Origin of the sequence: Enterobacter sp. R-1.6.2 (assembly GCF_035064085.1) — a bacterium.
Classification (GTDB): Bacteria; Pseudomonadota; Gammaproteobacteria; order Enterobacterales; family Enterobacteriaceae; genus Enterobacter; species Enterobacter asburiae_B.
This window is the reverse complement of the sequence record NZ_JASEYI010000002.1, coordinates 14,500-39,507: the sequence shown is the minus strand read 5'-3', so window position 1 is coordinate 39,507 and position 25,008 is coordinate 14,500. Positions and strand designations below refer to the sequence as shown.

Genomic DNA, 25,008 nt, shown 5'->3' with positions numbered 1-25,008 from the left:
TTCTTATAGCCATTTTTTCTTAAGCAGCTGAAATTTAATGAACCGAAGCCGGGAAAATTTCAGTAACTCCCGGCGAACCGTTCAGTGGCTCTCTTTGGCTGCCAGTAGAAGTTCTAATGCTTTTTGTCGCTCGTCCGGTGGCAAGGCATCCATTAGATCTTTAATCCGTCCCTGGCCGCGCAAAGCGTGGGATTAATCGTGTGTGAATTGAGGATGGTGCCGATAATAGGAGTCGAACCTACGACCTTCGCATTACGAATGCGCTGCTCTACCAACTGAGCTATATCGGCCCTGAGAGGCCGGTTACGAGCGTAACCACGGGGCAAAAGGTTAGATCTATCCGGGTGATGCGTCAATGCCCTTTTGAATCAAACGGCTATTTTTGCATCACCCATGATTATTTACGCACGAATCGTATCGTCACCGAAGCCGATCCACTTGTAAGTGGTCAACGCTTCCAGCCCCATCGGACCGCGCGCGTGCAGTTTCTGCGTGCTGACCGCCACCTCAGCCCCGAGGCCGAACTGGCCGCCGTCGGTAAAGCGGGTGGAGGCATTCACATATAATGCTGAAGAATCCACTTCGTTCACGAAGCGATCGGCATTGCGCAGGGTACGCGTCAGGATCGCGTCAGAATGCTGCGTGCCGTGTTCACGAATGTGGGCAATGGCGTCGTCGAGATCGGCAACGATTTTCACGTTTAGATCCAGTGACAGGAACTCGTCGTCGTACTGCTCCGCTTTTACGGGAACAACGTTAGCCGGGCCATCCTGAAGCAGTGCGAGCGCGCTGGCGTCAGCATGCAGCGTCACGCCGCTCTCTGCCATCTGTTTGCTCAGGGCCGGCAGGAAGCTGTTCGCAATATCCTGATGCACCAGCAGCGTTTCTACGGTGTTACAGGTGCTTGGACGCTGGGTTTTCGCGTTAACGATAATCTTCAGCGCCGGTTCAATCTCCGCGCTGTCATCCACCACGATATGGCACACGCCGATACCGCCGGTGATCACCGGGATCGTCGACTGCTCGCGGCACAGCTTGTGCAGGCCCGCGCCACCGCGTGGGATCAGCATGTCGATGTATTTGTCCATGCGCAGCATTTCGTTGACCAGCGCGCGGTCTGGGCTCTCGATCGCCTGTACGGCCCCCGCCGGTAAGCCACACTCTTCCAGCGCCTGCTGAATGACTTTCACCGTCGCGGCGTTGGTACGCCAGGTCTCTTTCCCACCGCGCAGAATAGCGGCGTTACCGGTTTTCAGGCACAGGGAGGCGACATCCACCGTCACGTTTGGACGGGCTTCATAAATAACGCCGATGACGCCGAGCGGCACGCGGCGGCGCTCCAGGCGTAAACCGCTGTCGAGCAGCCCGCCGTCGATCACCTGCCCTACCGGGTCGGCCAGATTGCAGACCTGACGCACATCGTCGGCGATGCCTTTCAGGCGTGCCGGATTCAGCGCCAGACGGTCGAGCATCGCTTCGCTCAAGCCGTTACGACGCGCTTCCAGTAAATCCTGCTCGTTGGCGAGCAAAATTTCCTGAGACTGGGATTCCAGATAATCAGCGATTTTTTCCAGCACGCGGTTTTTCTCGCGGCTGGAAAGGAGCGCCAGTTTGTAAGAGGCAGCCTTCGCGGCAGCGCCCATTTGTTCCAGCATGTTCTGGCTCCTTAACGAATAATCATGTCATCGCGATGCACGGCAACCGGGCCATATTCATAGCCCAGAATGGCGTCGATCTGCTGCGAGTGGTGACCCGCGATGCGGCGCAGCGCGTCGCTGTTGTAACGGCTTACGCCGTGGGCGATGTCGCGGCCTTCGAGGTTACGGATACGGATCACTTCACCACGGGAGAAGTTGCCTGTCACGCTTTTAATTCCTTTAGGAAGTAATGAACTTCCTCGTTCCAGAATCGCGGCGGTAGCCCCTTCATCGACGACGAGTTCGCCAGCTGGAGGCGCGCCAAATATCCAGCGCTTGCGGTTTTCCAGCGGGGATTCCTGGGCGTGGAAGCGGGTACCGACGGAGATGCCTTCCATTACGTCGCCAATCACGCCGGGGCGGCTGCCCGCCGCAATGATGGTGTCGATACCGGCGCGGCATGCGACGTCAGCTGCCTGCAGCTTGGTCCCCATTCCGCCCGTTCCGAGGCCTGAAACGCTGTCGCCGGCGATAGCGCGCAGCGCATCGTCGATGCCGTGAACGTCGGTAATCAGCTCGGCTTGCGGATTCGAGCGCGGGTCGGCGGTGAACAGCCCCTGCTGATCGGTCAGAAGCAGTAATTTATCGGCACCGGCCAGAATCGCAGCCAGCGCCGAGAGGTTATCGTTATCACCCACTTTGATTTCAGCGGTGGCAACGGCATCGTTCTCGTTAATGACCGGAACAATGTTGTTGTCCAGCAGCGCGCGCAGAGTATCGCGGGCGTTCAGGAAGCGCTCTCTGTCTTCCATATCCGCACGCGTCAGCAGCATCTGCCCGACGTGAATGCCATAGATGGAGAACAACTGTTCCCAGAGTTGAATGAGTCGGCTTTGCCCCACGGCGGCCAGCAGCTGTTTGGAAGCGATCGTCGCGGGGAGTTCGGGGTAACCCAGGTGTTCACGCCCGGCGGCAATCGCCCCGGAGGTCACAATCACAATACGATGCCCTGCGGCATGTAGCTGAGCGCACTGACGTACAAGCTCAACAATGTGGGCGCGATTTAGGCGGCGCGATCCGCCTGTTAAAACACTGGTACCGAGTTTTACCACCAGCGTCTGGCTGTCACTCATGATTCTCTGCCGTTCAACGATAAGGGAAAGTAATGTCGAACGAACGTTTTAACAGGAGTCAGCCCCGTTGCCAACTGCCTTAGCACATCGCGAAACACTTTGTTGCGCGGGATCAGGAAGCCTAGCGGGAAATTTTGACACTTTTATTACCGAAATAATAAATCACAGTTTTTTAAAATTATTCTTAGTTTGTCATAAAAGTTTCATTCCAGAACGATAAAACCCTTCCTGTTTTTTCACGGGACTTAAGCATGAGCTTATCGTCCAGCGAATTTTTTAGCGCGTTTATAAGACAGGATCGAAAATGAAAAAGAGCACTCTGGCATTAATGGTTATGGGCGTAGTGGCTTCTGCATCCGTTCACGCAGCTGAAGTTTATAATAAAGATGGTAATAAACTGGACGTGTACGGCAAAGTGAAAGCCATGCACTACATCAGTGATGATGCCACCAAAGATGGCGATCAGACTTACGTTCGTTTCGGTTTTAAAGGCGAAACGCAGATTAACGATCAGCTGACGGGCTATGGCCGTTGGGAATCTGAATTTGCAGGTAACAAAGCCGAGAGCGACTCTACTCAGAAAACGCGTCTGGCGTTTGCGGGCCTGAAGCTGAAAAACTTTGGTTCACTGGATTACGGTCGTAACCTGGGTGCCCTGTATGACGTCGAAGCATGGACCGATATGTTCCCTGAGTTCGGCGGCGACTCTTCCGCGCAGACCGATAACTTCATGACCAAGCGCGCTACCGGCCTGGCCACCTACCGTAACACCGATTTCTTCGGCGCGGTTGACGGTCTGGACATGACGCTGCAGTACCAGGGCAAAAACGAGAACCGTGACGCCAAGAAACAGAACGGTGACGGTTTTGGTACCTCTCTGACCTATGACTTCGGCGGCAGCGATTTCGCCGTCAGCGGCGCCTACACCAACTCTGACCGCACCAATGCTCAGAACCTGCTGGCGCGTGGCCAGGGTCAGAAAGCAGAAGCCTGGGCAACCGGTCTGAAATATGATGCGAACGATATTTATCTGGCTGCAATGTATTCTGAAACCCGCAATATGACGCCAATTTCCGGCGGCTTTGCAAATAAAGCGCAGAACTTTGAAGTTGTCGCACAATATCAGTTCGACTTTGGTCTGCGCCCGTCCCTGGGCTATGTCCAGTCTAAAGGCAAAGATATCGAAGGTATTGGTGACGAAGATCTGGTGAAATATATTGACGTTGGCGCGACCTATTACTTCAACAAAAATATGTCCACCTTTGTTGATTATAAAATCAACCAGATTGACGACAAAAATAAACTGGGCGTGAGCAGCGATGACATCGTTGCTGTAGGTATGACCTACCAGTTCTGATGATGTGAAATAAAAAAACCGGCTTGATGCCGGTTTTTTTATTGTCGGGATTAATGCGGTCTGGTGCCCTCACCCCGACCCTCTCCCACGGGGAGAGGGAGAATTTGTAGGCCGGGTAAGGCGAAGCCGCCACCCGGCGCTGTGACACCATCAGGCAGTCAGCTTCACCGCTTCGCTGGAAAAGTCATCCGCAGGTTCGAACTTGAGATCCAGGGTAGCCAGCAGTGCGCGTGCCTTATCGTGAAACTCTTTTAGCGTATATTCCAGGCGGTCAATCACTTCCTGATCTTTAATCGTGGTCGCCTGCCAGTTGCCGTCTTTATTAAACAGGCCAAACTGGTAGCTATACGTAAAGCGTTTTTCCTCTGCTTCCATTTCCATCCACCAGCCCCAGAATTCACGTTTTTCGGGTGCAGGCTTCACGTTGACGCATACAGCCAGGCAGTCGAAAAAAAAGCGATTCTCTTCACACTGCTCTTCTCGAATATACGGGCCGAGAGCCATAAACTTCTTAATCAGTCTACTTTTCGGGTGTCCACTCGGTAACGTCATTGCGATCTCCTTTTGTGAAGCCACTGTTTTACCAAACCAGCGAAATTTAGCAATCTATTAACACAATCTCTGAGCGATCCAGCGCGTAATCTCTTTCAGTGATTTGTCGAAATTCTGATAGACCGGGCTGAACGGCACCTCAAGCAATTTGCCATCCGCAGATGACGAAGTGATTAATCGCGACTCTTCTTCCGGGCTGAACGGATCGTTTTTCCAGAACCCTGACAGCATCGGCGTTGGGCAGCGACGTCCCAGCAACCCCTGCGTTTTTAACGAGTAACGATTGAGCTCAACGCGCAGCGCTTCGTCTGATGCATCATGCATGCCAAGACGGCTGGCCAGCACATCAAGGTACATTTCAGGTACGCTCCCCTGGCGGGCAGGATCGCTGAGCAGAGCGTGTACGACCGGGCCGAGGCAGGCGACAGCTTTCAGACGAGAAGATTCAAGATAAGCCAGACGCACCGCGACGTTCGCGCCGAAACGGAAGCCGAATGCCGCCACGCGGGTGTGGTCAACCCACGGAATATTTTCCAGCGCTTTTAGCGCATGCTGGTGCAGCAGGCTGGAATCCTGAGTCAGTTTCCATTTGGATGAGAAACCAATTGAAGGCATATCAAGCGTCAGCATCGCGATCCCTTTTGGTGCGAAGTAACGCTCATACAGGCTGTAATAATCAATTTGCAGCGAATCCAGCCCGCCGCACATGAGGACGGTCGGGAACGGACCTTCACCTTCAGGCATATGCAGGAATCCGGTAACGGAAGCGCCCCCTGAAATGGTGAACTCAAGTTCACGCATCCGGCCCGGCAGGCGTTGAGCCGCCTCCTGATAGGCGCGATTCGCCAGCGCCTGAGCCTGCTCCGCCAGTTCATCCCCTTTTAAATGGGGGTAAGCGGCAATGCCGTAAAGATTAGCGGCGTGCAGCCAGTGCTTGCCGCTGCGCGTGGCATCCTCTTCCTGGCTGGCTTTTTGCTGCCAGAGCATCGCCTGTTTAGACCACTCGTAGATCCAGTTTCCGCCACGGTAGCCCACCACCGTATCGTAGAGTTCGCTGTCGGTACGTTCGGCTTCACTCATCACGATACGTGCCTGCACATCGAGGATTTCACGGGGGTCAATACCGCGCCAGATCCACATCAGGCGGTTAATCATGCGATACCAGTGAGGCACGTTTTTACCGTCTAACGCGGACTGGACTGCAGGCTGGGTACCCGGATTGAAGCGACGCACCAGCGTCGACGTTTCAGGGTGTTTGAAACGGGGTTTGAAGAGAGTCTCGGTGAGATTCGCCTGCGTCATTGCGTTGCCTCCATGAATACGACGTATAGAGACTATTGTAACGCGTGGCAGGCCAAAAAGAACAACGCCCGACATAGTCGGGCGTGTAAAGTTACGTACTGGTATTAACGGCCTGAAATAGGCGGTACGAAGACCACGCCCATATCCCATGGCTGTTCAATCCAGGTGTCCTGCGGGATATCAATCACGTAATCGTCAACCAGCGGGCGGCCAGCAGGCTTCGCGAAGATAGTAACGAAATGCGCTTTCGGATACATTTCGCGGATAGCGACCGCAGTACCGCCGGTATCCACCAGGTCATCAATAACGATGAAACCTTCGCCGTCGCCTTCCGCACGTTTCAGCACGGTCAGCTCGCGCTGGTTGTCATGGTCATAACTGGAGATGCAAACGGTATCGACATGACGAATACCCAGCTCACGTGCCAGCAGCGCCCCCGGTACCAGACCGCCACGGCTGACGGCAATAATGCCTTTCCACTGTTCGGAAGGCATCAGACGCGCAGCCAGTTTGCGTGCGTGAATCTGCAACATGTCCCAGGTGACGACGTATTTTTCGCTCATGTGAAGTGTCCCAGCCTGTTTTTATACGGCTTAAAAAGTGTTCGAGGGGGAAATAGGTTGCGCGAGATTATAGAGATCTGACGCACTAAAAACCAGTGTTTAGCGCCCTCTGCCTGAGTTTTTACATGCTTTATGCTACCAGCCAGCAGAGAAAGTGGTATTCTCAGTTTCATCTCGCAAGCCTGACTTGTGGTAACTATTAACCTGCTAACCCTGTGACCTGCAACCCTGTTTGCAGCGCCTCGACAAGGAGACTTATCGTGTCTGAACTGTCTCAATTATCTCCGCAGCCGCTGTGGGATATTTTTGCGAAAATCTGCTCCATTCCACACCCTTCCTACCACGAAGAACAGCTTGCCGAACATATTATGGGCTGGGCGAAGGAAAAAGGTCTGCATGCTGAACGCGACCAGGTTGGCAACATTCTGATCCGCAAACCGGCTACCGCAGGCATGGAAAACCGCAAACCGGTTGTGCTGCAGGCGCACCTGGACATGGTGCCACAGAAGAACAACGACACCGTTCACGACTTCACCAAAGACCCGATTCAACCGTACATCGACGGCGACTGGGTGAAAGCACGCGGCACCACGCTGGGCGCGGATAACGGCATCGGTATGGCCTCTGCGCTGGCCGTGCTGGCCGACGACAGCGTTGAGCACGGTCCGCTGGAAGTGCTGCTGACCATGACCGAAGAAGCGGGCATGGACGGCGCGTTCGGTCTGCAGGCGAACTGGCTGCAGGCGGACATCCTGATCAACACCGACTCTGAAGAAGAAGGCGAGATCTACATGGGCTGCGCGGGCGGGATTGATTTCATCTCTACCCTGCCGCTGAAGCGCGAAGCGATTCCTGCTGGCTTCCAGACCTTCAAGCTGACGCTGAAAGGGCTGAAAGGCGGCCACTCCGGCGGTGATATTCACCTGGGTCTGGGTAACGCCAACAAGCTGCTGGCGCGCTTCCTGGCAGGCCATGCGGCCGAGCTGGATCTGCGTCTGGTGGACTTCAACGGCGGTACCCTGCGTAACGCAATCCCGCGTGAAGCCTTCGCCACCGTAGCGGTTCCAGCGGCAAAAGCGGACGAGCTGAAAAAACTCTCCACCGTATACCTGGATATCCTGAAAAACGAACTGTCGGCGAAAGAGAAAAACCTGACCGTGGTGCTGGAATCCGTATCTACGGATAAAGACGCGCTGACCGCGCAGTCTCGTGACACCTTCGTTCAGCTGCTGAACGCGACGCCAAACGGCGTGATCCGCAACTCTGACGTGGCGAAAGGCGTGGTGGAAACCTCGCTGAACGTGGGCGTGGTGACCATGAGCGACGACAGCGCGGAAATCATCTGCCTGATCCGCTCCCTTATCGACAGCGGTAAAGAGTACGTGGTGAGCATGCTTGAATCACTGGGCACGCTGGCGGGCGCCAAAACGTCTGCAAAAGGCAGCTACCCGGGCTGGCAGCCGGATGCAAGTTCTCCGGTGATGGCGCTGGTGCGTGAAACCTATCAGCGTCTGTTCAACAGCACGCCGAACATTCAGGTGATCCACGCCGGTCTGGAATGTGGCCTGTTCAAGAAACCGTATCCGGATATGGATATGGTGTCCATCGGGCCAACCATTACCGGTCCGCATTCGCCGGATGAGCAGGTTCATATCGAAAGCGTCGGTCACTACTGGACGCTGCTGACTGAACTGCTGAAAGCGATCCCCGTTAAGTAATACCCTCACTCCAGCCCTCTCCCACAGGGAGAGGGTGAAAAACGTAGGCCCGGTAAGCGTAGCGCCACCGGGCTTTTTTACAATCCCAGAACCAGCTGTCGCTCTAACTGCGGATCCAGCAGCGTGACGTGTAATCCCACCAGCCTGACCCCTCGCCCGCCCCGGCGCTCTTCCCATGCCTTTTTCGCCGTCGCGATAAGATCGTCTTTATTCAGACGCGGCCAGACGTGTTCCTGCGTGGTCTGCTGGAAGTCGTTGAATTTTAATTTGATACCCTGACGGGCAATGAGCAGGTCCGGCTTCACCTTGCTTAAGCGTCGTTCCAGCTCAGGGTAAAGCTGTTCCGTGATAATGGTTTCGCATTCAGACCAGTCATGAATATCTTCAATGAGGGTGCGCTCAACGCCGACGGATTTCCGCAGCCGCTCGCTGTTCACATCGCGATCGTCAATTCCCTGGCTGCGCTCCCACAGCACGCGGCCAAACTTTCCAAAGCGCTTGAGCAGCATGGCGAGATCGCTTCGCTGCACGTCTTCGCAGGTCCGTAGCCCCATGCTTTCCAGCTTTGCGGCGGAGACTTTTCCCACGCCGGGGATTTTGCCGAGCGGCAGCGTTTTCAAAAACGCCGGCACCTCGTCAGGCGTGATGACGTATTGACCGTTGGGCTTATTTAAATCGGAGGCGATTTTGGCGAGGAATTTAACGGGCGCGACGCCCGCCGATGCCGTCAGATTCAGCTCGTGGAAAATCGTCTGGCGGATCTCCTGCGCCATCAGCGTGGCGGAGCCGTGGCAGTGCACGCTGTCGGTCACATCCAGATAGGCTTCGTCCAGCGACAGCGGCTCTATCAGAGAGGTATAGCGGGAGAAGATTTCCCGAATATGGAGGGAAGCCTCTTTATAGGCTTCAAACCGGCCGGGCAGAAGCGTGAGATGAGGGCAAAGCTTTAAGGCCATCGCCGTCGGCATCGCGCTGCGCACGCCAAATTTGCGCGCAGGATAGTTGGCGGTGCTGATGACACCACGCTGAACGCGGCTGCCGCCAATGGCGATGGGAATGTCCCGCAGCGCCGGGTTGTCACGCATCTCCACTGCGGCAAAAAAGCAGTCCATATCGACATGGATTATTTTGCGCATAGTAAGCCCTCACTCATCACTGGATAAGTATACAGTAAACAAATGAGGATTGAGAAGCAGATGTGAGAACGCCGGGTGGCGGCTTTGCCTTACCCGGCCTACAAAAAAATTAAATAATGCGCTGCTGCTCGCGGGCCATCCTTTTCTTCCGCGCATCGCACGGTTCCGGGCAGTCGCAGACCTTTTCCATCCCAATAGAGGAAATGCCGCCGCAGCTGCCCTGAATGCTTTTCCGCTTAACGATCCAGCCTAACGACATGCCGAAGATGACAAGCACAAAAACCACAAAGGTTGCCAGAAACGTCAGCATCATCAGCCTCCAAAGTCATCGAGCATAATGTTCTCATCTTCAACACCGAGATCTTTCAGCATCTTAATCACGGCGGCGTTCATCATCGGCGGACCACACATATAGAACTCGCAGTCCTCAGGCGCCGGGTGCTGTTTGAGGTAGTTTTCATACAGCACGTTGTGGATGAACCCCGTATAGCCCGTCCAGTTATCTTCCGGCTGCGGATCGGAAAGCGCCACATGGAAGGTGAAGTTCGGGTTTTCACGCGCCAGCTGTTCAAACTCATCTTCATAGAACATCTCGCGCAGCGAGCGTGCCCCGTACCAGAAGCTAATTTTACGCTTGCTGCTAAGACGTTTGAGCTGGTCGAAGATGTGCGAGCGCATCGGGGCCATACCGGCACCGCCGCCGATAAAGACCATTTCCGCATCGGTATCTTTCGCGAAGAACTCCCCAAACGGACCGGAGATGGTCACCTTATCTCCCGCCTTCAGAGACCAGATGTATGACGACATCACGCCCGGCGGCGCGTCCGGCACATTCGGTGGCGGCGTGGCGATACGCACGTTGAGCATGATAATGCCCTTCTCTTCCGGGTAGTTGGCCATCGAGTAGGCGCGCAGCGTCGGCTCTTTTACCTCTGATACAAAGCGGAAGAGATTGAATTTGTCCCAGTCGGCGCGGTATTCATCCGGCACGTCGAAGTCCGCATAGGACACGGTATGCTCAGGACACTCAATCTGAATGTATCCCCCGGCGCGGAACGGAACATCTTCCCCTTCCGGCACCCGAAGCTTCAGCTCTTTAATAAAGGTGGCTTTGTTATCATTAGAGATAACCTCGCACTCCCATTTTTTAACGCCGAAGATCTCTTCCGGCAGCTCAATCTTCATGTTCTGACGCACCGCGACCTGGCAGGCCAGACGACAGCCCTCTTTTGCCTCACGCTTTGTGATATGCGCCAGCTCGGTTGGCAAAATATCGCCACCGCCCTCTTTTACCGTCACGCGGCACTGCCCGCAGGAACCGCCGCCGCCGCAGGCTGAGGAGACAAAAATGCCGTTACCGGAGAGCGTGTTGAGCAGCTTGTCTCCCGCCGGCGTGCGGATCTGATTCTGCGGCTCGTCGTTAATATCAATGACCACGTCGCCGGAATTCACCAGCTTCGCGCGCGCCGCCAGAATAAGCCCTGACAGCACCAGTACAATCAGCGTGAACATCACCACGCCAAGGATAATTTCCATCTGTTTGCCCTTATAGCTGCACACCGGAGAAGGACATAAAGCCCAGCGCCATCAGCCCGGTGGTGATAAAGGTGATCCCCAGGCCACGCAGACCCGCAGGCACGTTGGCATATTTCATTTTCTCGCGGATCCCCGCCATGGTGACAATCGCCAGCATCCAGCCGATGCCGGAACCAAAACCGTACACCACGGATTCGCTGAAGTTGTAATCACGCTGCACCATAAACGAGACGCCACCAAAGATGGCGCAGTTCACCGCGATCAGCGGCAGGAAGATCCCCAGCGCGTTGTAGAGCGACGGGAAATACTTATCGAGGATCATCTCGAGGATTTGCACCAGCGCCGCGATCACCCCGATAAAGGTGATGAAGTTCAGGAAGCTGAGATCAACCCCTTCCACCAGCGCGCCGTCCCGCAGCACAAAGTTGTACACCAGATTGTTGATCGGTACAGATAGGCCGAGCACCACGGTAACCGCGATACCGAGACCAAATGCCGTCGACACTTTTTTGGAAACCGCAAGGAACGTACACATGCCGAGGAAAAACGCGAGCGCCATGTTTTCAACAAACACCGCCCGCACAAACAAACTCAGGTAATGAGCCATCGTCGGTTACTCCTTTTCCTGCTGTTCTGGCTTCAGCGTACGAATCAGCCAGATCAACAAACCGATAATGAAAAATGCGCTAGGGGCCAGCAGGAACAGGCCGTTTGGCAGATACCAGCCGCCGTTCTGCACCGTGTCCAGCACCGTGATGCCAAACAGCTTGCCGCTGCCAATCAGCTCGCGCAGGAACCCCACGGTCAGCAGGATCACGCCGTAGCCCAGGCCGTTGCCGATGCCGTCCATAAAGCTCGCCAGCGGCGGCATTTTCATGGCGTAGGCTTCCGCACGCCCCATGACGATACAGTTGGTGATAATCAGCCCGACAAACACCGAGAGCTGTTTGGAGGTTTCATAGGCAAAGGCGCGCAGCAGCTGATCGACCACGATCACCAGCGAGGCGATGATCGCCATCTGTACGATGATCCTCACGCTGTTGGGGATATGGTGGCGGATCATCGAGATAAACATGCTGGAGAACGCCGTGACCAGCGTGACCGCCAGCGTCATCACGACTGCCGTTTCCAGCTTGGTCGTCACCGCCAGAGCAGAACAGACACCCAGCACCTGGAGCGTGATCGGGTTATTGGCTAACAGTGGGCCAATGAGCACCTTTTTAACTTCTTTCAGTTCACCGGTATCAGCCATTGTTCAGCGCTCCTTCACGTACGTTTTTCAGGAAAGGACCAAAGCCCAGCTCGCCCATCCAGAAATCAAAACTGTGCTGCACGCCTTTTGAGGTGAGCGTAGCGCCGGAAAGCCCGTCAACGGCGTAGTCGTCACCGGGACGTGCCGCCCCTTTCATCACCTTCAGCGCAGGCAGGCCGTTATCGTCGAGCACTTTTTTGCCGACAAACTGTGCCCGCCAGTTAGGGTTTTCAACTTCGCCACCCAGCCCCGGCGTTTCACCCTGGTCGTAATACGTAATGCCTTTGACCGTGCGCCCATCGGTATCAAGGGCCACAAACGCGTACATCATTGACCACAGACCGTTACCGTAAACAGGCAGTACCACTTCCTGAATGCGTTTTTGGGGATCGCGAACCAGATAGATTTCGGCCAGGTTGCTGCGACGCTTAATCCCGGCGGGATCTTGCGATGCCTCCAGCGTCAGGCTCATCTGCGGATCTTTAAGCGCCAGCGCCTGGTTGAATTTTGCCGGGTCTTTATCCAGCAGTTCACCCGTTTTTAAATCCACCAGACGCGCCGAAATACGTTCAGCAAAGACGGCCGAAACCTCGTCCGCGCTCATTCCTTCCTGCATCAGCCCGGCGACGGCCAGGATGTTGCGCTGTTTATCCAGCGCACGTTGCTCCTGCTGCAGGGGTTTTAACCCCACGGCAGAGCCGGCCACGACAATAGAACAGACCAGACAGAGCACCAGCACCACCAGCAGCGTTTTGCTGATGCTGTCGTTATTTTTAACCTCAGCCACGCGCCTTCCTCCGCTTGATATTGGCCCGCACCACCAGGTAATCGAAGAGCGGCGCAAACAGGTTGGCAAACAGAATGGCCAACATCATCCCTTCCGGATACGCCGGGTTGACCACGCGGATCAGAACGCACATCGCGCCAATGAGCACGCCATAGCTCCATTTACCTTTGTCTGTAAACGATGCAGAGACGGGGTCCGTCGCCATGAACATCATGCCGAACGCGAAGCCACCCAGCACCAGATGCCAGTACCACGGCATGGAGAACATCGGATTGGTGGTCGAACCGATAACGTTGAACAGGGTGGCGGTCAGCACCATGCCGATCATCACGCCCGCAACGATCCGCCAGGAGGCCACGCGACCAAAAAGAATGATCGCGCCGCCAAGCAAAATCATCAGCGTAGAGACTTCTCCGATGGAGCCCGGAATGTTGCCAATAAAGGCATCAAACCAGGTGACTGGCTGACCCGTCGCGTTGTTAACCAGCGTTTCGCCGCCGTGTGCCGCCCACTGTGAAAGCGGCGTCGCGCCGGAAAAACCGTCTGCCGCAGTCCACACGAGGTCGCCCGAGATTTGCGCCGGATAAGCAAAGAACAGAAACGCGCGTCCCGCCAGCGCCGGGTTGAGGAAGTTCCGCCCGGTGCCGCCGAAGATCTCTTTGGCAATCACCACGCCGAAGCTGATGCCAAGCGCCGCCTGCCAGAGCGGTAGCGTCGGGGGAACAATCAGGGCAAACAGAATAGAGGTCACGAAGAAGCCTTCGTTGATCTCATGTTTACGGATGATGGCAAACAGCACTTCCCAGAAGCCGCCCACGACAAATACCGTGATGTAAATCGGCAGGAAGAACACGGCACCCAGCGTCATCATGCTCAGCCAGCCCGCGTCTGCAGCGAAGCTTACCCCTAACGACTGGGCCAGACGGTAGTGCCAGTCGGACTGGATCACCTGCGCCAGCTGCTGTGCATCGTACATGTGGTGCAGCGCCGGAATGGTCTGCAGGCCGACGTTGTACATTCCCCAGAACATCGCCGGGAAGACCGCAAACCACACCAGGATCATCATGCGTTTCAGGTCGATGGCATCGCGAACGTGCGCCGCCCCTTTCGTCACCAGCCCCGGCGTGTAGAAAATGGTCGTCGTTGCTTCATACAGCGGGTAGTACTTTTTGAGCTTCCCTTCGGTAAAGTGCGGCTCAATTTTTTCAAAGAGGTGTTTTAAGCCCATCGGTTATCCTTCCTGCTCAATGCGGGTTAACACCTCGCGCAATACCGGTCCATATTCATATTTGCCCGGACAGACATAGGTACAGAGCGCCAGATCTTCCTCGTCAAGCTCCAGACAGCCCAGCGCCTGCGCGCCGTCGGTATCGCCAGCAAGCAGATCGCGCAGCAGCACGGTGGGCAGAATATCCAGCGGCATGACGCGCTCGTAGTTGCCAATCGGGACCATGGCGCGCTCGCCGCCGTGCGTGCTGGTTGAGAAGCTAAACAGCTTATTACGCAGGAAGTGGCCCAGCGTGGTTCGGGTGACGGAGTATTTTTCCGCGCCTGGCAGAACCCAGCCAAATAGCTCTTTCTCACTCCCTTCCTGCACAATGCTGACCTGCAAATGGAAGCGTCCCAGGTACGCGTGCGCATTGGCCGCATGGCGGCCGCTGAGGACCGAGCCGGAAATCAGGCGGTTTTCGCCCTCTTTCGTTTCCCCCACCAGCAGTTCGTTGATGTCAGCACCCAGCAGCGTCTTCACCAGGCGCGGATTTGCAGCCTGCGGTCCGCCGATGGCGATTATCCGTTCAGCGCAGAGCTCACCCGTAGTAAAGAGCTTACCGATGGCGATGACGTCCTGATAGTTAAGGTGCCAGACCTGTTTCGTCAGGCTGACTGGCTCAAGGAAATGGATGTGCGTCCCGACCAGCCCCGCCGGATGCGGGCCAGAAAATTCATTAAACGTGACCTGCCCCAGCGGATGCCCGCCAGGCTTGCCGCCGCCGGCCTGGCAAACGTGCACTTTTCCGGGCGTGAGGCGGGTTAGAATAGTGAGTCCTGCATCAAAAGCTTTTCGCTGCGCCAGGATAACCGGTTCCGGGTCCACGCTGAGCGGGTTGGTGTCGATGGCCGTGACGAAAATCGCGGCCGGTTCCGTGCCCGGAACAGGGGATTTGCTGAAGGGGCGCGTACGAAGCGCGGTCCATAAACCGGATGCCAGGAGCTGATCCTGAACGGCGTCGCGGTTCAGCGACGCGAGTTCTGCTATATCGTAATGGGCAAATTCACGCTTTTCATCGCCCTCAATGCGGATAACCACCGACTGCAGAACGCGCCGTTCGCCACGGTTGATGGCCACAACGGTGCCGCTCGCGGGGGCCGTGAACATCACGCCGGGATTTTTTTTGTCCTCAAAGAGCGCCTGTCCTTTGATAACGCGATCGCCCTCCTGTACCAGCATTGAAGGACGCATACCCAGGTAGTCTTCGCCCAAAATGGCGACATGACGGACACTTGCGCCTGTCGAAACGTGCTGCGCTGGCACGCCTGCAATCGGCAGATCAAGTCCTTTTTTAATTTTAAACATGTGGTTAGCAGGTTTCCATGAACAACAATCCAGTGGGCGCAAAGTGTAACATTTTCCCCTTCACGCGGGCAGGGAATCCGCCGTCACGCGCGCCAAATTGCGAGCTAATGCGCAAAGTTCCTGGAGCCATCGCAATTTTGATGGTTTATAAAGTAAAACTAATTTGTAAACTCACCGCCCGGCTCTTGCGAAAATCTATAGCGGTGCTAATGTGAGCGCTCCTAACAGAATAATCTGATTTCGGGTCTCTTTTGCCGTCCTGGCAAGTTGGTCATGGTTTTATCAAGGAACTAGTAGTATGCGTAAAATCGCATTGTTCATTGCGATGCTTCTGATGCCGTGCATGTCGTTTGCCGGACTGCTCAGCAGTAATAGCTCAACGACGCCGGTCAGCAAGGAATATAAACAGCAGTTAATGGGATCGCCGGTTTATATTCAGATCTTCAAGGAAGAGCGCACTCTCGATCTGTTTGTCAAAATGGGCGAGACATATCAGCTGCTTGATAGTTACAAAATTTGTAACTACTCCGGCGGACTGGGGCCAAAACAGCGTCAGGGCGACTTCAAAAGTCCGGAAGGGTTCTACAACGTTCAGCGCAGCCAGCTCAAGCCTGACAGCCGCTTCTATAAAGCCATTAACATCGGCTTCCCGAATGCCTATGACCGTGCACACGGTTATGAAGGTAAATATCTGATGATCCACGGTGCCTGCGTGTCTATCGGCTGTTATGCGATGACCGACTCCGGCATTGATGAGATTTTCCAGTTCGTGACGGGCGCGCTGGTCTTTGGGCAGCCTAACGTACAGGTCAGCATCTATCCGTTCCGCATGACGGACGCCAACATGACGCGTCACAAGTACTCATACTACGCGGATTTCTGGAAACAGCTGAAGCCGGGTTACGACTACTTTGAGCAGACCCACAAGCCGCCAGTGGTCTCTATCGTCGATGGCCGTTACGTGGTCAGCAAACCGCTGAGCCACGAAGTCGTCCATCCACAGCTGGCGTCAAATTACACGGTCCCCGAGACAAAATAGCACCCACTCGCCTGGCATAATCTTTTGCCAGGTTTCGTTGCCCGTCAGCGGCTGCGTTGCGATAACAGTGACCACATCGTTCGGTGTGGTCTCCTTCTGAAAGTCTATCTCCACATCCTGATCGAGCAGCGTCGCAACGCCAAACGGCGCACGGCGGGTGATCCAGAACAGATTCGTCGAGCAGAACGCCATCACATAGCGGCCATCAGAGAGCAGCATGTTGAACACGCCTTTTTCACGCAGTTCAGATGCCAGCGTCGCGATGTATTTGAACACGGCAGTCATGTTGCCGGGCGTGCGGGGATAGCGCTCCGTCAGCTTGTGCAGCAGCCAGCAGAAGGCTTTTTCGCTGTCCGTCTCCCCGACCGGGCGGAAATTGCCCGTCTCCAGTGACTTATAGCCCGTGAGCTGCCCGTTGTGCGCATAGGTCCAGTTACGGCCCCACAGTTCACGGGTAAACGGATGGGTATTTTCCAGCGCCACTTCGCCACGGTTGGCCTGACGGATGTGGGCGATTACCGAGCGGGACTTGATCGGGTAGTCCTGAACCAGTTTGGCAATCGGTGAGTTAAAGCTGGGCTGTGGATCTTTGAACGTGCGACATCCTTTGCCTTCGTAGAAGGTGATGCCCCAGCCGTCTTTATGCGGCCCGGTTCCTCCACCGCGCTGAACCAGCCCGGTGAAACTAAAGCAGATATCGGTTGGCACATTGGCGCTCATCCCGAGCAGTTCGCACATACGTCACCTCCACAACAGCGGGGGCAAGAGTGCCCCCAGCGAAGTCTTACTTAACCATCTCTTTTTCGATCAGCTGGATCAGGATGTGGATCACTTTGATGTGAATTTCCTGAATACGGTCAGCATAACCGAAGTGCGGAACGCGAATTTCGACATCCGCCGTACCGTCCATCTTACCGCCATCTTTACCGGTCAGGGTGATGACTTTCATCCCTTTTTCACGCGCGGCGGCGATCGCTTTGATCACGTTACCGGAGTTACCAGAGGTAGAGATCCCCAGCAGCACGTCGCCTTCACGGCCTACCGCTTCAACGTAGCGGGAGAAGATGTGGTCGTAACCGAAGTCGTTGCCTACGCAGGAGATGTGGCTCACGTCTGAAATCGCAATCGCCGGGTAGCCCGGGCGGTTTTCGCGATAGCGTCCGGTCAGCTCTTCTGCGAAGTGCATAGCGTCACAGTGGGAGCCGCCGTTACCGCAGGAAAGCACTTTGCCACCGGCTTTGAAGCTGTCGGCCAGCAGGACCGCTGCGCGCTGAATAGCGTGAATATTGGCATCATCTTTCAGAAAGTTCGCCAGCGTTTCCGCCGCTTCGTTCAGTTCGTTACGAATAAGATCCTGGTACATGAGGATAATCCTTCAGTATTGATGAAATAACACAGTGGAGTGTACCGGATAGCGGGAAAAGCGAGAAGCTAAAGCCATGCGAATCGTCCGGCGTTTTGATTTTTTGTGCCGGCTAAAACACGAACAATGTGAACCAGGTTGTAATTATTTTGTAAACACATTGCTAAAGGAATTTACATCAACTACAACCATATCATCACAAGTGGTCAGACCTCCTACAAGCAAGGGAGCTTTTCTTTATGATGATTTTGAGCATTCTCGCAACCGTTGTACTGCTCGGTGTGTTGTTCTATCACCGCGTAAGTTTATTCCTGAGCAGCCTGATTCTTCTGGCCTGGACGGCTGCGCTTGGCGTCGCAGGCCTCTGGAATATCTGGCTTTTAGTCCCTCTTGCCATCATTCTTCTGCCGTTTAACCTGGCGCCGATGCGTAAATCAATGATCTCTGCGCCGGTGTTCAAGGGCTTTCGCAAAGTGATGCCGCCCATGTCGCGCACCGAGAAAGAAGCGATTGATGCGGGCACCACCTGGTGGGAAGGCGATCTGTTCCAGGGCAACCCGGACTGGAAAAAGCTGCACAACTATCCGCAGCCGCGCCTGACCTCAGAAGAGCAGGCCTTTATTGACGGCCCGGTGGAAGAAGCGTGCCGCATGGCCAATGACTTTGCCATCACCCATGAAATGGCCGACCTGCCGCCAGAGCTGTGGGCGTATCTGAAAGAACATCGCTTCTTCGCGATGATCATCAAGAAAGAGTATGGCGGCCTGGAATTCTCCGCTTACGCTCAGGCTCGCGTCCTGCAAAAGCTGGCTGGCGTCTCCGGGATCCTGGCGATTACCGTTGGCGTGCCTAACTCCTTAGGCCCGGGCGAACTGCTGCAGCATTACGGTACGGAAGAGCAGAAAGATCACTACCTGCCGCGTCTGGCACGCGGTCAGGAAATCCCTTGCTTCGCGCTGACCAGCCCGGAAGCGGGCTCCGATGCAGGCGCGATCCCGGATACCGGCGTGGTCTGCATGGGCGAGTGGCAGGGCGAGCAGGTGCTGGGCATGCGCCTGACCTGGAACAAGCGTTATATCACCCTGGCGCCAATCGCCACCGTGCTGGGTCTGGCCTTTAAGCTCTCTGACCCGGAAAAACTGCTGGGCGGTGAAGAAGATCTGGGCATTACCTGTGCGCTGATCCCAACCTCTACTCCAGGCGTTGAAATTGGTCGCCGTCACTTCCCGCTGAACGTGCCGTTCCAGAACGGTCCAACCCGCGGTCAGGACATCTTTGTGCCGATTGACTACATCATCGGTGGCCCGAAAATGGCCGGTCAGGGCTGGCGCATGCTGGTGGAATGTCTGTCCGTGGGCCGCGGCATTACCCTGCCGTCGAACTCAACCGGCGGTCTGAAGTCGGTCGCGATGGGGATTGGCGCGTACGCCCACATCCGCCGTCAGTTCAAAATCTCCATCGGCAAGATGGAAGGTATCGAAGAGCCGCTGGCGCGTATCGCGGGCAACGCCTACGTAATGGATGCCGCGGCTTCTCTGATTACCTACGGCATTATGCTGGGCGAAAAACCGGCCGTGCTGTCCGCGATTGTGAAGTACCACTGTACCCACCGCGCGCAGCAGTCGATCATTGACGCGATGGATATCGCAGGCGGTAAAGGCATTATGCTCGGCGAAGGCAACTTCCTGGCGCGCGGCTACCAGGGCGCACCGATTGCCATCACCGTGGAAGGGGCAAACATCCTGACCCGCAGCATGATGATCTTTGGTCAGGGCGCAATTCGCTGCCATCCGTACGTGCTGGAAGAGATGGCTGCCGCGCAGAACAACGACGTGGATGCCTTCGATAAGCTGCTGTTCAAACATATCGGTCACGTGGGCAGCAACAAGGTACGCAGCTTCTGGCTGGGCCTGACGCGCGGTCTTACCAGCGCGACGCCGACCGGCGATGCGACCAAACGTTACTATCAGCATCTGAACCGTCTGAGCGCCAACCTGGCTCTGCTGTCTGACGTCTCCATGGCGGTGCTGGGCGGAAGCCTGAAGCGTCGCGAGCGTATCTCTGCCCGTCTGGGAGATGTGCTGAGCCAGATCTTCCTGGCCTCTGCGGTCCTGAAGCGTTACGACGACGAAGGCCGTCAGGAAGCGGATCTGCCGCTGGTGCACTGGGGCGTTCAGGATGCGATGTATCAGGCTGAACAGGCGATTGACGACCTGCTGGCGAACTTCCCGAACCGCTTCGTGGCGGGCGCTCTGCGCGCGGTGATCTTCCCGACCGGACGTCACCACCTTGCGCCGTCCGACAAGCTGGACCACAAGGTGGCGAAGATCCTGCAGGTACCGAGCGCAACCCGCTCCCGTATCGGTCGTGGTCAGTATCTGACGCCGACGCCGCATAACCCGGTGGGTCTGCTGGAAGAGGCGCTGCTGGACGTGATGGCTGCCGATCCGATTCACCAGAAGATCTGTAAACAGCTGGGCAAAAACCTGCCGTTTACCCGTCTGGACGAACTGGCAAAACAGGCGCTGGCCGGCGGCATTATCAATAAAGATGAAGCCGCGCTGCTGGTGAAAGCCGAAGAGAGCCGTCTGCGCAGCATTAACGTGGATGATTTCGAACCCGATGAGCTGGCGACGCAGCCGGTAAAGCTCCCGGAGAAGCACCGCAAGCCTGAAGCGGCGTAACGCGTTTCGCTTATACAAACCCCGCCTCGCGCGGGGTTTTTTATTGCCACATTTTCTCGTAATGACGTGCTACAGTGTCAAAAAGCGGTCTTTTGAGGAGTCTGTATCGTGCCTGGTTTGAAGATTTCTATTTTGCAGCAACCTTTAGTGTGGATGGATGGCCCCGCCAACCTGCGCCACTTTGATCGTCAACTGGAAGAGATTACCGGGCGTGATGTGATTGTCCTGCCGGAAATGTTCACCACCGGCTTCGCCATGGAAGCGGCACAACAGTCAATGCCGCAGGATGAGGTGGTGGCCTGGATGCATGCCAAAGCGCAGCAGACCAACGCGCTGATCGCCGGGAGCGCCGCCCTGCAAACGGATCGCGGGCCGGTGAACCGCTTCCTGCTGGTGGAGCCGGAAGGGAAAGTGCATTTTTACGATAAACGCCACCTGTTCCGCATGGCGGATGAGCATCATCACTATGAAGCGGGTCACGAGCGCGTGGTGTTCGAGTGGCGCGGCTGGCGTATTTTGCCGCTGGTCTGCTACGACCTGCGCTTCCCGGTGTGGTCGCGCAACCGCAACGATTACGACCTGGCGCTGTATGTTGCCAACTGGCCTGCACCGCGCTCCCTCCACTGGCAGTCGCTGCTGGTAGCGCGCGCGATTGAGAACCAGGCGTACGTGGTGGGCTGTAACCGCGTGGGAACCGACGGCAACGGGCATCACTACCGCGGCGACAGCCGGGTGGTGAATCCGCAGGGCGAGATCATTGCCACCGCCGAGCCGCATCAGGCGACGCGCATTGATGCGGAGCTGTCGCTGACGGCGCTGCAGGAGTATCGCGAGAAGTTTCCGGCCTGGCAGGATGCGGATCCGTTTAGCATTGGCTGAAATTTTCCCCTCACCCCGCCCCTCTCCCAACGGGAGAGGGAGGATAAAACATTAACTCACCAGCGCCTGCCCGTCTTTACGGCTTTCCGTCGCGGCCACGTAGTGCCCTTCCGGCAGGCGATAAATCACCTGCGCCCCGCCGAAGTTGTAATCCTGAAGCGGATCTTCCACCACGATCTGATGACCCCGCTCGCGCAGCGCGGCGATAGTATTGCGATCGAAGGTCGATTCAACGATCACCTCCCTGCCCTGCACCACGCGCCAGCGCGGGGCATCGATTGCCGCCTGTGGGTTTTGCCCGTGCAGCATAATGCGCAATGCCATCTGCATGTGCCCCTGCGCCTGCATCGGGCCACCCATCACGCCGAAAGACATCAGCGGCTGGCCGCTGCCGTCCATCGCAAAGCCCGGAATGATGGTGTGGAACGGTCGCTTGCTGCCCGCCAGCGCGTTCGGGTGATTGGGATCCAGCACAAACCCGCAACCCCGGTTTTGCAGGCTGATCCCCGTATCCGGCACCACAATGCCTGAACCGAAGCCCATGTAGTTGGACTGAATAAACGAAACCATCATCCCGCTGGCGTCGGCGGTGCTGATGTAGACCGTGCCGCTCTGCGTCGGGGAACCGTAAACGAAATCAGAGGCGTGCTCGTGATTGATAAGCGCCGCGCGCGACTTTAGATAAGGGTCGCTCAGCAGCTCTTTCGCCGCGAACGCCATATGGTCTTCATCCGCCACGTAGCGGTCGAGATCCGCCAGCGCCAGCTTCATCGCCTCAATGGACAGGTGCAGGGACTGCACGGAATCCGGGTGATGCTTCTCAATGCCGCACTGCTCCAGAATGCCGAGCGCAATCAGCGTGGCGATCCCCTGGCCGTTTGGCGGCAATTCCTGCACCGAACCGCCCGCGAAGTCGCGCGACAGCAGCTCTACCCAGTCCACGCGGTGGTTTGCCAGATCTTCAGCCGTCAGGTGCGCGCCGTGTTCTTTGGCGAAAGCGGCAATTTTCTGCGCCAGCTCGCCGCGGTAAAAGGCTTCACCGTTGGTGCGGGCAATCAGCTCCAGCGAGTTCGCCTGCGCCGGGTTACGGAAGATTTCCCCCACGCGCGGGGCGCGGCCTTCCGGCGCGAAGCAGGCGCTGAAGCCCGGCTGATCTTTCAGCTTGCTATAGCCGCGCTGCCAGAGATGGCCGATCAGCGGGGAGACAGGGAAACCGTTGCGCGCGTAGTCAATGGCTGGCTGCGCCAGGGTGGTCAGCGGCAGCGTGCCGAAGCGTTCCGCCAGCGCGACCCAGCCGGATACCGCTCCCGGCACGGTCACCGCGTCCCAGCCAATTTCCGGCACCGCCGTTTTACCGGCAAACAGATCCGCATGCCAGCTCGCAGGCGAGCGGCCCGAGGCGTTCAGACCGTGCAGCTTTTCACCGTCCCAGACGATGGCAAAGGCGTCGCTGCCGATCCCGTTGCCGGTCGGCTCAACCACCGTCAGCGCCATCGCGGTGGCAATCGCCGCATCAACGGCGTTGCCGCCCAGCTGCAGCATTTTCATTCCAGCCTGCGCCGCCAGCGGTTGCGACGTGGCAACGGCGTTATGGCCCATCATTGGCGGGCGTCGTGAAGCGTAACCGGACGTAAAATCAAGCGCTTTGGTCATCATGACTCCTTAGTCGTGGCGCGGATCGAGCGCATCGCGCAGCCCGTCACCGAGTAAATTAAAGCCCTGCACGGCGAGAAAAATCGCCACGCCGGGGAAGACGGACATCCACGGCGCCTGCTCAAGAAACCCTTTCGCGGTGTTGAGCATGGAGCCCCAGGACGGATTGGGCGGCTGCTGCCCCAGCCCTAAAAACGACAGGCTGGCTTCGGCGATAATTGCCGAGGCAATCGCCAGCGTGGCCTGCACCAGGATCGGCGACATCACGTTCGGCAGGACGTATTTAATGATGATCCAGCGATCCGGCAGGCCAATCGCCCGCGCGCCGTCGATATACTCTTCGTTGCGAATGGCGATCACCTGGCCGCGCGTCAGGCGGGCGAAGATCGGCATCGCCGAAAGACCGATGGCGATCATGGCGTTCGTCAGGCTCGGGCCCAAAAACGCCCCCAGCGCGATCGCCATGATCAGGAACGGACAGGCCAGCAGCGCCTCGATAAACCGCGAGATCACGCCGTCCCACATCTTCTGGAAGTAACCCGCCACCAGCCCCAGCGGCACGCCGATGACCACCGCGATAACGACCGACATACAGCCTGCCATCAGCGAGGTGCGCGCACCCCAGATAATGCGGGATAAAATGTCGCGCCCCAGCTCGTCGGTGCCGAACCAGTACATCGCCGACGGCGCTTTGCGCACCGCCAGGAAGTTGGCTTTGACCGGGTCGAACGGGGCAATCCACGGCGCCAGCAGCGCCACCAGCACAAAGAATCCCACCACCACCGCGCCAATCACCGCACTTTTGTTGGCAAGGAATTTCTTCAGCACCCGGTTCTGCGCGCGCGGCAGCGCGGGCGTAACGGTTTGCGTCGTCAGTTCCGCCATGGTTAACCTCGCATTTTCGGGTTGATAAGGACGTAGAGCACGTCGGCCAGCAGGTTGAGCATCAGGAAGCCGATCGCCACGATCAGCACCACGCCCTGCACCACCGCGTAGTCACGGTTAAATACCGAGTCGACGATCATCTTGCCGAAGCCTGGAATGGTGAAGACCTGCTCGGTCAGCACCGCGCCGCCCAGCAGCTCGCCAAACAGCAGCGTGGTGAGGGTGATGACCGGCACCAGCGCGTTGCGAAACGCGTGCTTCAGGATCACCGCCTTTGGCAGCAGCCCCTTAGCGCGCGCGGTGCGGATGTAATCCGCCTTCAGAACCGCAATCATCGAGGCGCGGGTATGGCGCATCAGCGTCGCCGCAAGGCCCGTTCCGAGCACGGACGCGGGCAGCAGCAGCGTGCGCAGGTTCTGGAGCGGATCTTCACTGAACGGCACGTAGCCGGACGCGGGCAGCCACTGCAGGTTCACCGAAAAGACCAGAATCAGCAGGATCCCCAGCCAGAAGTGCGGGATCGAGATCCCCGAGATCGCCACGAAGTTCGCCCCGTGATCGACCCAGCTGTTTTTGTTCACCGCCGCGAGGATCCCCATGCTGATGCCAAACACCAGCGCGATAATCATCGCCAGCAGAGACAGCTCCAGCGTGACCGGCAGCTTGCTCGCGATCAGCTGCGTCACCGGTTCGTGCGTGCGTAAGGAGACGCCCAGATCGCCCTGCAGCGCGCGCGTCAGCCAGTGGAAATACTGCACGGGGATTGGCGCATCGAGGTTCAGTTCCGCGCGCAGCTGGGCGATGACCGCCGGGTCGCGCTCCTCCCCGGCCATGGCGATCAGCGGGTCGCCGGGCAGCAGCTTTTGCAGCCCGAAGACCATCATGCTCACCAGCAGCAGGGTTGGTATAGCCAGCAGCAGACGTTTGCAAATCAGTTCCAGCATGGGTTCTCCTCGG

At 56.9% G+C, this 25,008-nt stretch carries 23 protein-coding genes and 1 tRNA gene; 5 read left to right on the top strand and 19 right to left on the bottom strand.

The annotated features are described in order from the left end of the window. Positions 1-214: 214 nt before the first annotated feature. From QMN93_RS01995 to proB, 3 genes are all read right to left on the bottom strand, one after another. Positions 215-290 (bottom strand) — tRNA-Thr (locus QMN93_RS01995). A 111-nt stretch (positions 291-401) separates the two neighbouring features. Next, positions 402-1,655: a glutamate-5-semialdehyde dehydrogenase gene (gene proA, locus QMN93_RS01990; protein WP_193138861.1), complete on the bottom strand. Its 1,254-nt coding sequence runs from the start codon at positions 1,653-1,655 to the stop codon at positions 402-404. 11 nt (positions 1,656-1,666) lie between these two features. Further along, the gene (proB, locus tag QMN93_RS01985; protein WP_069303698.1) at positions 1,667-2,770 is read right to left on the bottom strand and encodes a glutamate 5-kinase; all 1,104 of its coding nucleotides are present in this window, start codon (positions 2,768-2,770) and stop codon (positions 1,667-1,669) included. A gap of 304 nt (positions 2,771-3,074) precedes the next feature. On the opposite strand from proB, the gene phoE reads away from it, so the two are divergent. Continuing rightward, positions 3,075-4,127: a phosphoporin PhoE gene (gene phoE, locus QMN93_RS01980; protein ID WP_033144705.1), complete on the top strand. Its 1,053-nt coding sequence runs from the start codon at positions 3,075-3,077 to the stop codon at positions 4,125-4,127. A gap of 150 nt (positions 4,128-4,277) precedes the next feature. Here phoE and crl read toward each other — a convergent pair whose 3' ends face one another. The 3 genes from crl to gpt form a co-directional block, all read right to left on the bottom strand. Continuing rightward, positions 4,278-4,679, bottom strand: a complete 402-nt coding sequence (crl, locus tag QMN93_RS01975) for a sigma factor-binding protein Crl (RefSeq protein ID WP_023310506.1) — start codon at positions 4,677-4,679, stop codon at positions 4,278-4,280. Positions 4,680-4,736: 57 nt separating this feature from the next. Continuing rightward, a complete protein-coding gene (frsA, locus tag QMN93_RS01970; protein WP_039263866.1) occupies positions 4,737-5,981 on the bottom strand; it encodes an esterase FrsA in 1,245 nt (414 codons plus the stop codon). 104 nt (positions 5,982-6,085) lie between these two features. Continuing rightward, complete coding sequence (gene gpt / locus QMN93_RS01965) at positions 6,086-6,544, bottom strand: xanthine phosphoribosyltransferase (RefSeq protein ID WP_010427903.1); 459 nt, start codon at positions 6,542-6,544, stop codon at positions 6,086-6,088. Positions 6,545-6,804: 260 nt separating this feature from the next. On the opposite strand from gpt, the gene pepD reads away from it, so the two are divergent. Further along, on the top strand, positions 6,805-8,262 hold the full coding sequence (pepD, locus tag QMN93_RS01960; RefSeq protein ID WP_064673478.1) for a cytosol nonspecific dipeptidase: 1,458 nt from the start codon (positions 6,805-6,807) through the stop codon (positions 8,260-8,262). A 77-nt stretch (positions 8,263-8,339) separates the two neighbouring features. Here the strand turns inward: pepD and dinB are convergent, their stop codons facing one another. The 8 genes from dinB to QMN93_RS01920 form a co-directional block, all read right to left on the bottom strand. Beyond that, the gene (gene dinB / locus QMN93_RS01955; protein WP_064673479.1) at positions 8,340-9,398 is read right to left on the bottom strand and encodes a DNA polymerase IV; all 1,059 of its coding nucleotides are present in this window, start codon (positions 9,396-9,398) and stop codon (positions 8,340-8,342) included. Between the two features lie 109 nt (positions 9,399-9,507). Beyond that, positions 9,508-9,711, bottom strand: coding sequence for a (Na+)-NQR maturation NqrM (nqrM, locus tag QMN93_RS01950; protein WP_023615899.1), 204 nt, complete (start codon positions 9,709-9,711; stop codon positions 9,508-9,510). Beyond that, on the bottom strand, positions 9,711-10,934 hold the full coding sequence (gene nqrF, locus QMN93_RS01945; protein WP_193138860.1) for an NADH:ubiquinone reductase (Na(+)-transporting) subunit F: 1,224 nt from the start codon (positions 10,932-10,934) through the stop codon (positions 9,711-9,713). The genes nqrM and nqrF overlap by 1 nt, the downstream gene beginning before the upstream one ends. Before the next feature lie 10 nt (positions 10,935-10,944). Beyond that, positions 10,945-11,541 (bottom strand): NADH:ubiquinone reductase (Na(+)-transporting) subunit E, encoded by a 597-nt coding sequence (nqrE, locus tag QMN93_RS01940; protein WP_008500255.1) that lies wholly within the window; start codon positions 11,539-11,541, stop codon positions 10,945-10,947. Between the two features lie 6 nt (positions 11,542-11,547). After that, complete coding sequence (locus tag QMN93_RS01935; protein WP_014882676.1) at positions 11,548-12,186, bottom strand: NADH:ubiquinone reductase (Na(+)-transporting) subunit D; 639 nt, start codon at positions 12,184-12,186, stop codon at positions 11,548-11,550. Continuing rightward, positions 12,179-12,973: a Na(+)-translocating NADH-quinone reductase subunit C gene (locus tag QMN93_RS01930; protein WP_048976533.1), complete on the bottom strand. Its 795-nt coding sequence runs from the start codon at positions 12,971-12,973 to the stop codon at positions 12,179-12,181. The genes QMN93_RS01935 and QMN93_RS01930 overlap by 8 nt, the downstream gene beginning before the upstream one ends. Continuing rightward, positions 12,966-14,201: an NADH:ubiquinone reductase (Na(+)-transporting) subunit B gene (locus QMN93_RS01925; RefSeq protein ID WP_029739701.1), complete on the bottom strand. Its 1,236-nt coding sequence runs from the start codon at positions 14,199-14,201 to the stop codon at positions 12,966-12,968. Before QMN93_RS01925 ends, QMN93_RS01930 begins: the two co-directional genes overlap by 8 nt. Before the next feature lie 3 nt (positions 14,202-14,204). Continuing rightward, on the bottom strand, positions 14,205-15,548 hold the full coding sequence (locus tag QMN93_RS01920) for a Na(+)-translocating NADH-quinone reductase subunit A (RefSeq protein ID WP_193138859.1): 1,344 nt from the start codon (positions 15,546-15,548) through the stop codon (positions 14,205-14,207). 298 nt (positions 15,549-15,846) lie between these two features. Between QMN93_RS01920 and dpaA the strand changes: the two genes are divergently transcribed. Beyond that, positions 15,847-16,587, top strand: coding sequence for a peptidoglycan meso-diaminopimelic acid protein amidase (gene dpaA / locus QMN93_RS01915; protein ID WP_033144698.1), 741 nt, complete (start codon positions 15,847-15,849; stop codon positions 16,585-16,587). Here the strand turns inward: dpaA and QMN93_RS01910 are convergent. Next, the gene (locus QMN93_RS01910; protein ID WP_023310496.1) at positions 16,558-17,325 is read right to left on the bottom strand and encodes a class II glutamine amidotransferase; all 768 of its coding nucleotides are present in this window, start codon (positions 17,323-17,325) and stop codon (positions 16,558-16,560) included. The genes dpaA and QMN93_RS01910 overlap by 30 nt on opposite strands. A 46-nt stretch (positions 17,326-17,371) precedes the next feature. Next, positions 17,372-17,950: a D-sedoheptulose 7-phosphate isomerase gene (gene lpcA, locus QMN93_RS01905; protein WP_010427884.1), complete on the bottom strand. Its 579-nt coding sequence runs from the start codon at positions 17,948-17,950 to the stop codon at positions 17,372-17,374. A gap of 239 nt (positions 17,951-18,189) precedes the next feature. On the opposite strand from lpcA, the gene fadE reads away from it, so the two are divergent. Together fadE and QMN93_RS01895 are read left to right on the top strand one after the other, a co-directional pair. Continuing rightward, on the top strand, positions 18,190-20,634 hold the full coding sequence (fadE, locus tag QMN93_RS01900; RefSeq protein WP_182383069.1) for an acyl-CoA dehydrogenase FadE: 2,445 nt from the start codon (positions 18,190-18,192) through the stop codon (positions 20,632-20,634). A 108-nt stretch (positions 20,635-20,742) separates the two neighbouring features. Further along, positions 20,743-21,513, top strand: a complete 771-nt coding sequence (locus QMN93_RS01895; RefSeq protein ID WP_039263863.1) for an amidohydrolase — start codon at positions 20,743-20,745, stop codon at positions 21,511-21,513. Positions 21,514-21,564: 51 nt separating this feature from the next. Here the strand turns inward: QMN93_RS01895 and QMN93_RS01890 are convergent, their stop codons facing one another. From QMN93_RS01890 to QMN93_RS01880, 3 genes are read right to left on the bottom strand one after another with little or no spacing between them, the layout of a single operon-like run. Beyond that, positions 21,565-23,166 carry a gamma-glutamyltransferase family protein gene (locus QMN93_RS01890; RefSeq protein ID WP_182383947.1) on the bottom strand — a complete coding sequence of 534 codons (1,602 nt, stop codon included), beginning with the start codon at positions 23,164-23,166 and terminating at the stop codon, positions 21,565-21,567. A gap of 9 nt (positions 23,167-23,175) precedes the next feature. Then, positions 23,176-24,051 carry an ABC transporter permease gene (locus QMN93_RS01885; RefSeq protein ID WP_029739694.1) on the bottom strand — a complete coding sequence of 292 codons (876 nt, stop codon included), beginning with the start codon at positions 24,049-24,051 and terminating at the stop codon, positions 23,176-23,178. A gap of 2 nt (positions 24,052-24,053) precedes the next feature. After that, on the bottom strand, positions 24,054-24,995 hold the full coding sequence (locus tag QMN93_RS01880; RefSeq protein WP_023310491.1) for an ABC transporter permease: 942 nt from the start codon (positions 24,993-24,995) through the stop codon (positions 24,054-24,056). Positions 24,996-25,008: the final 13 nt, after the last annotated feature.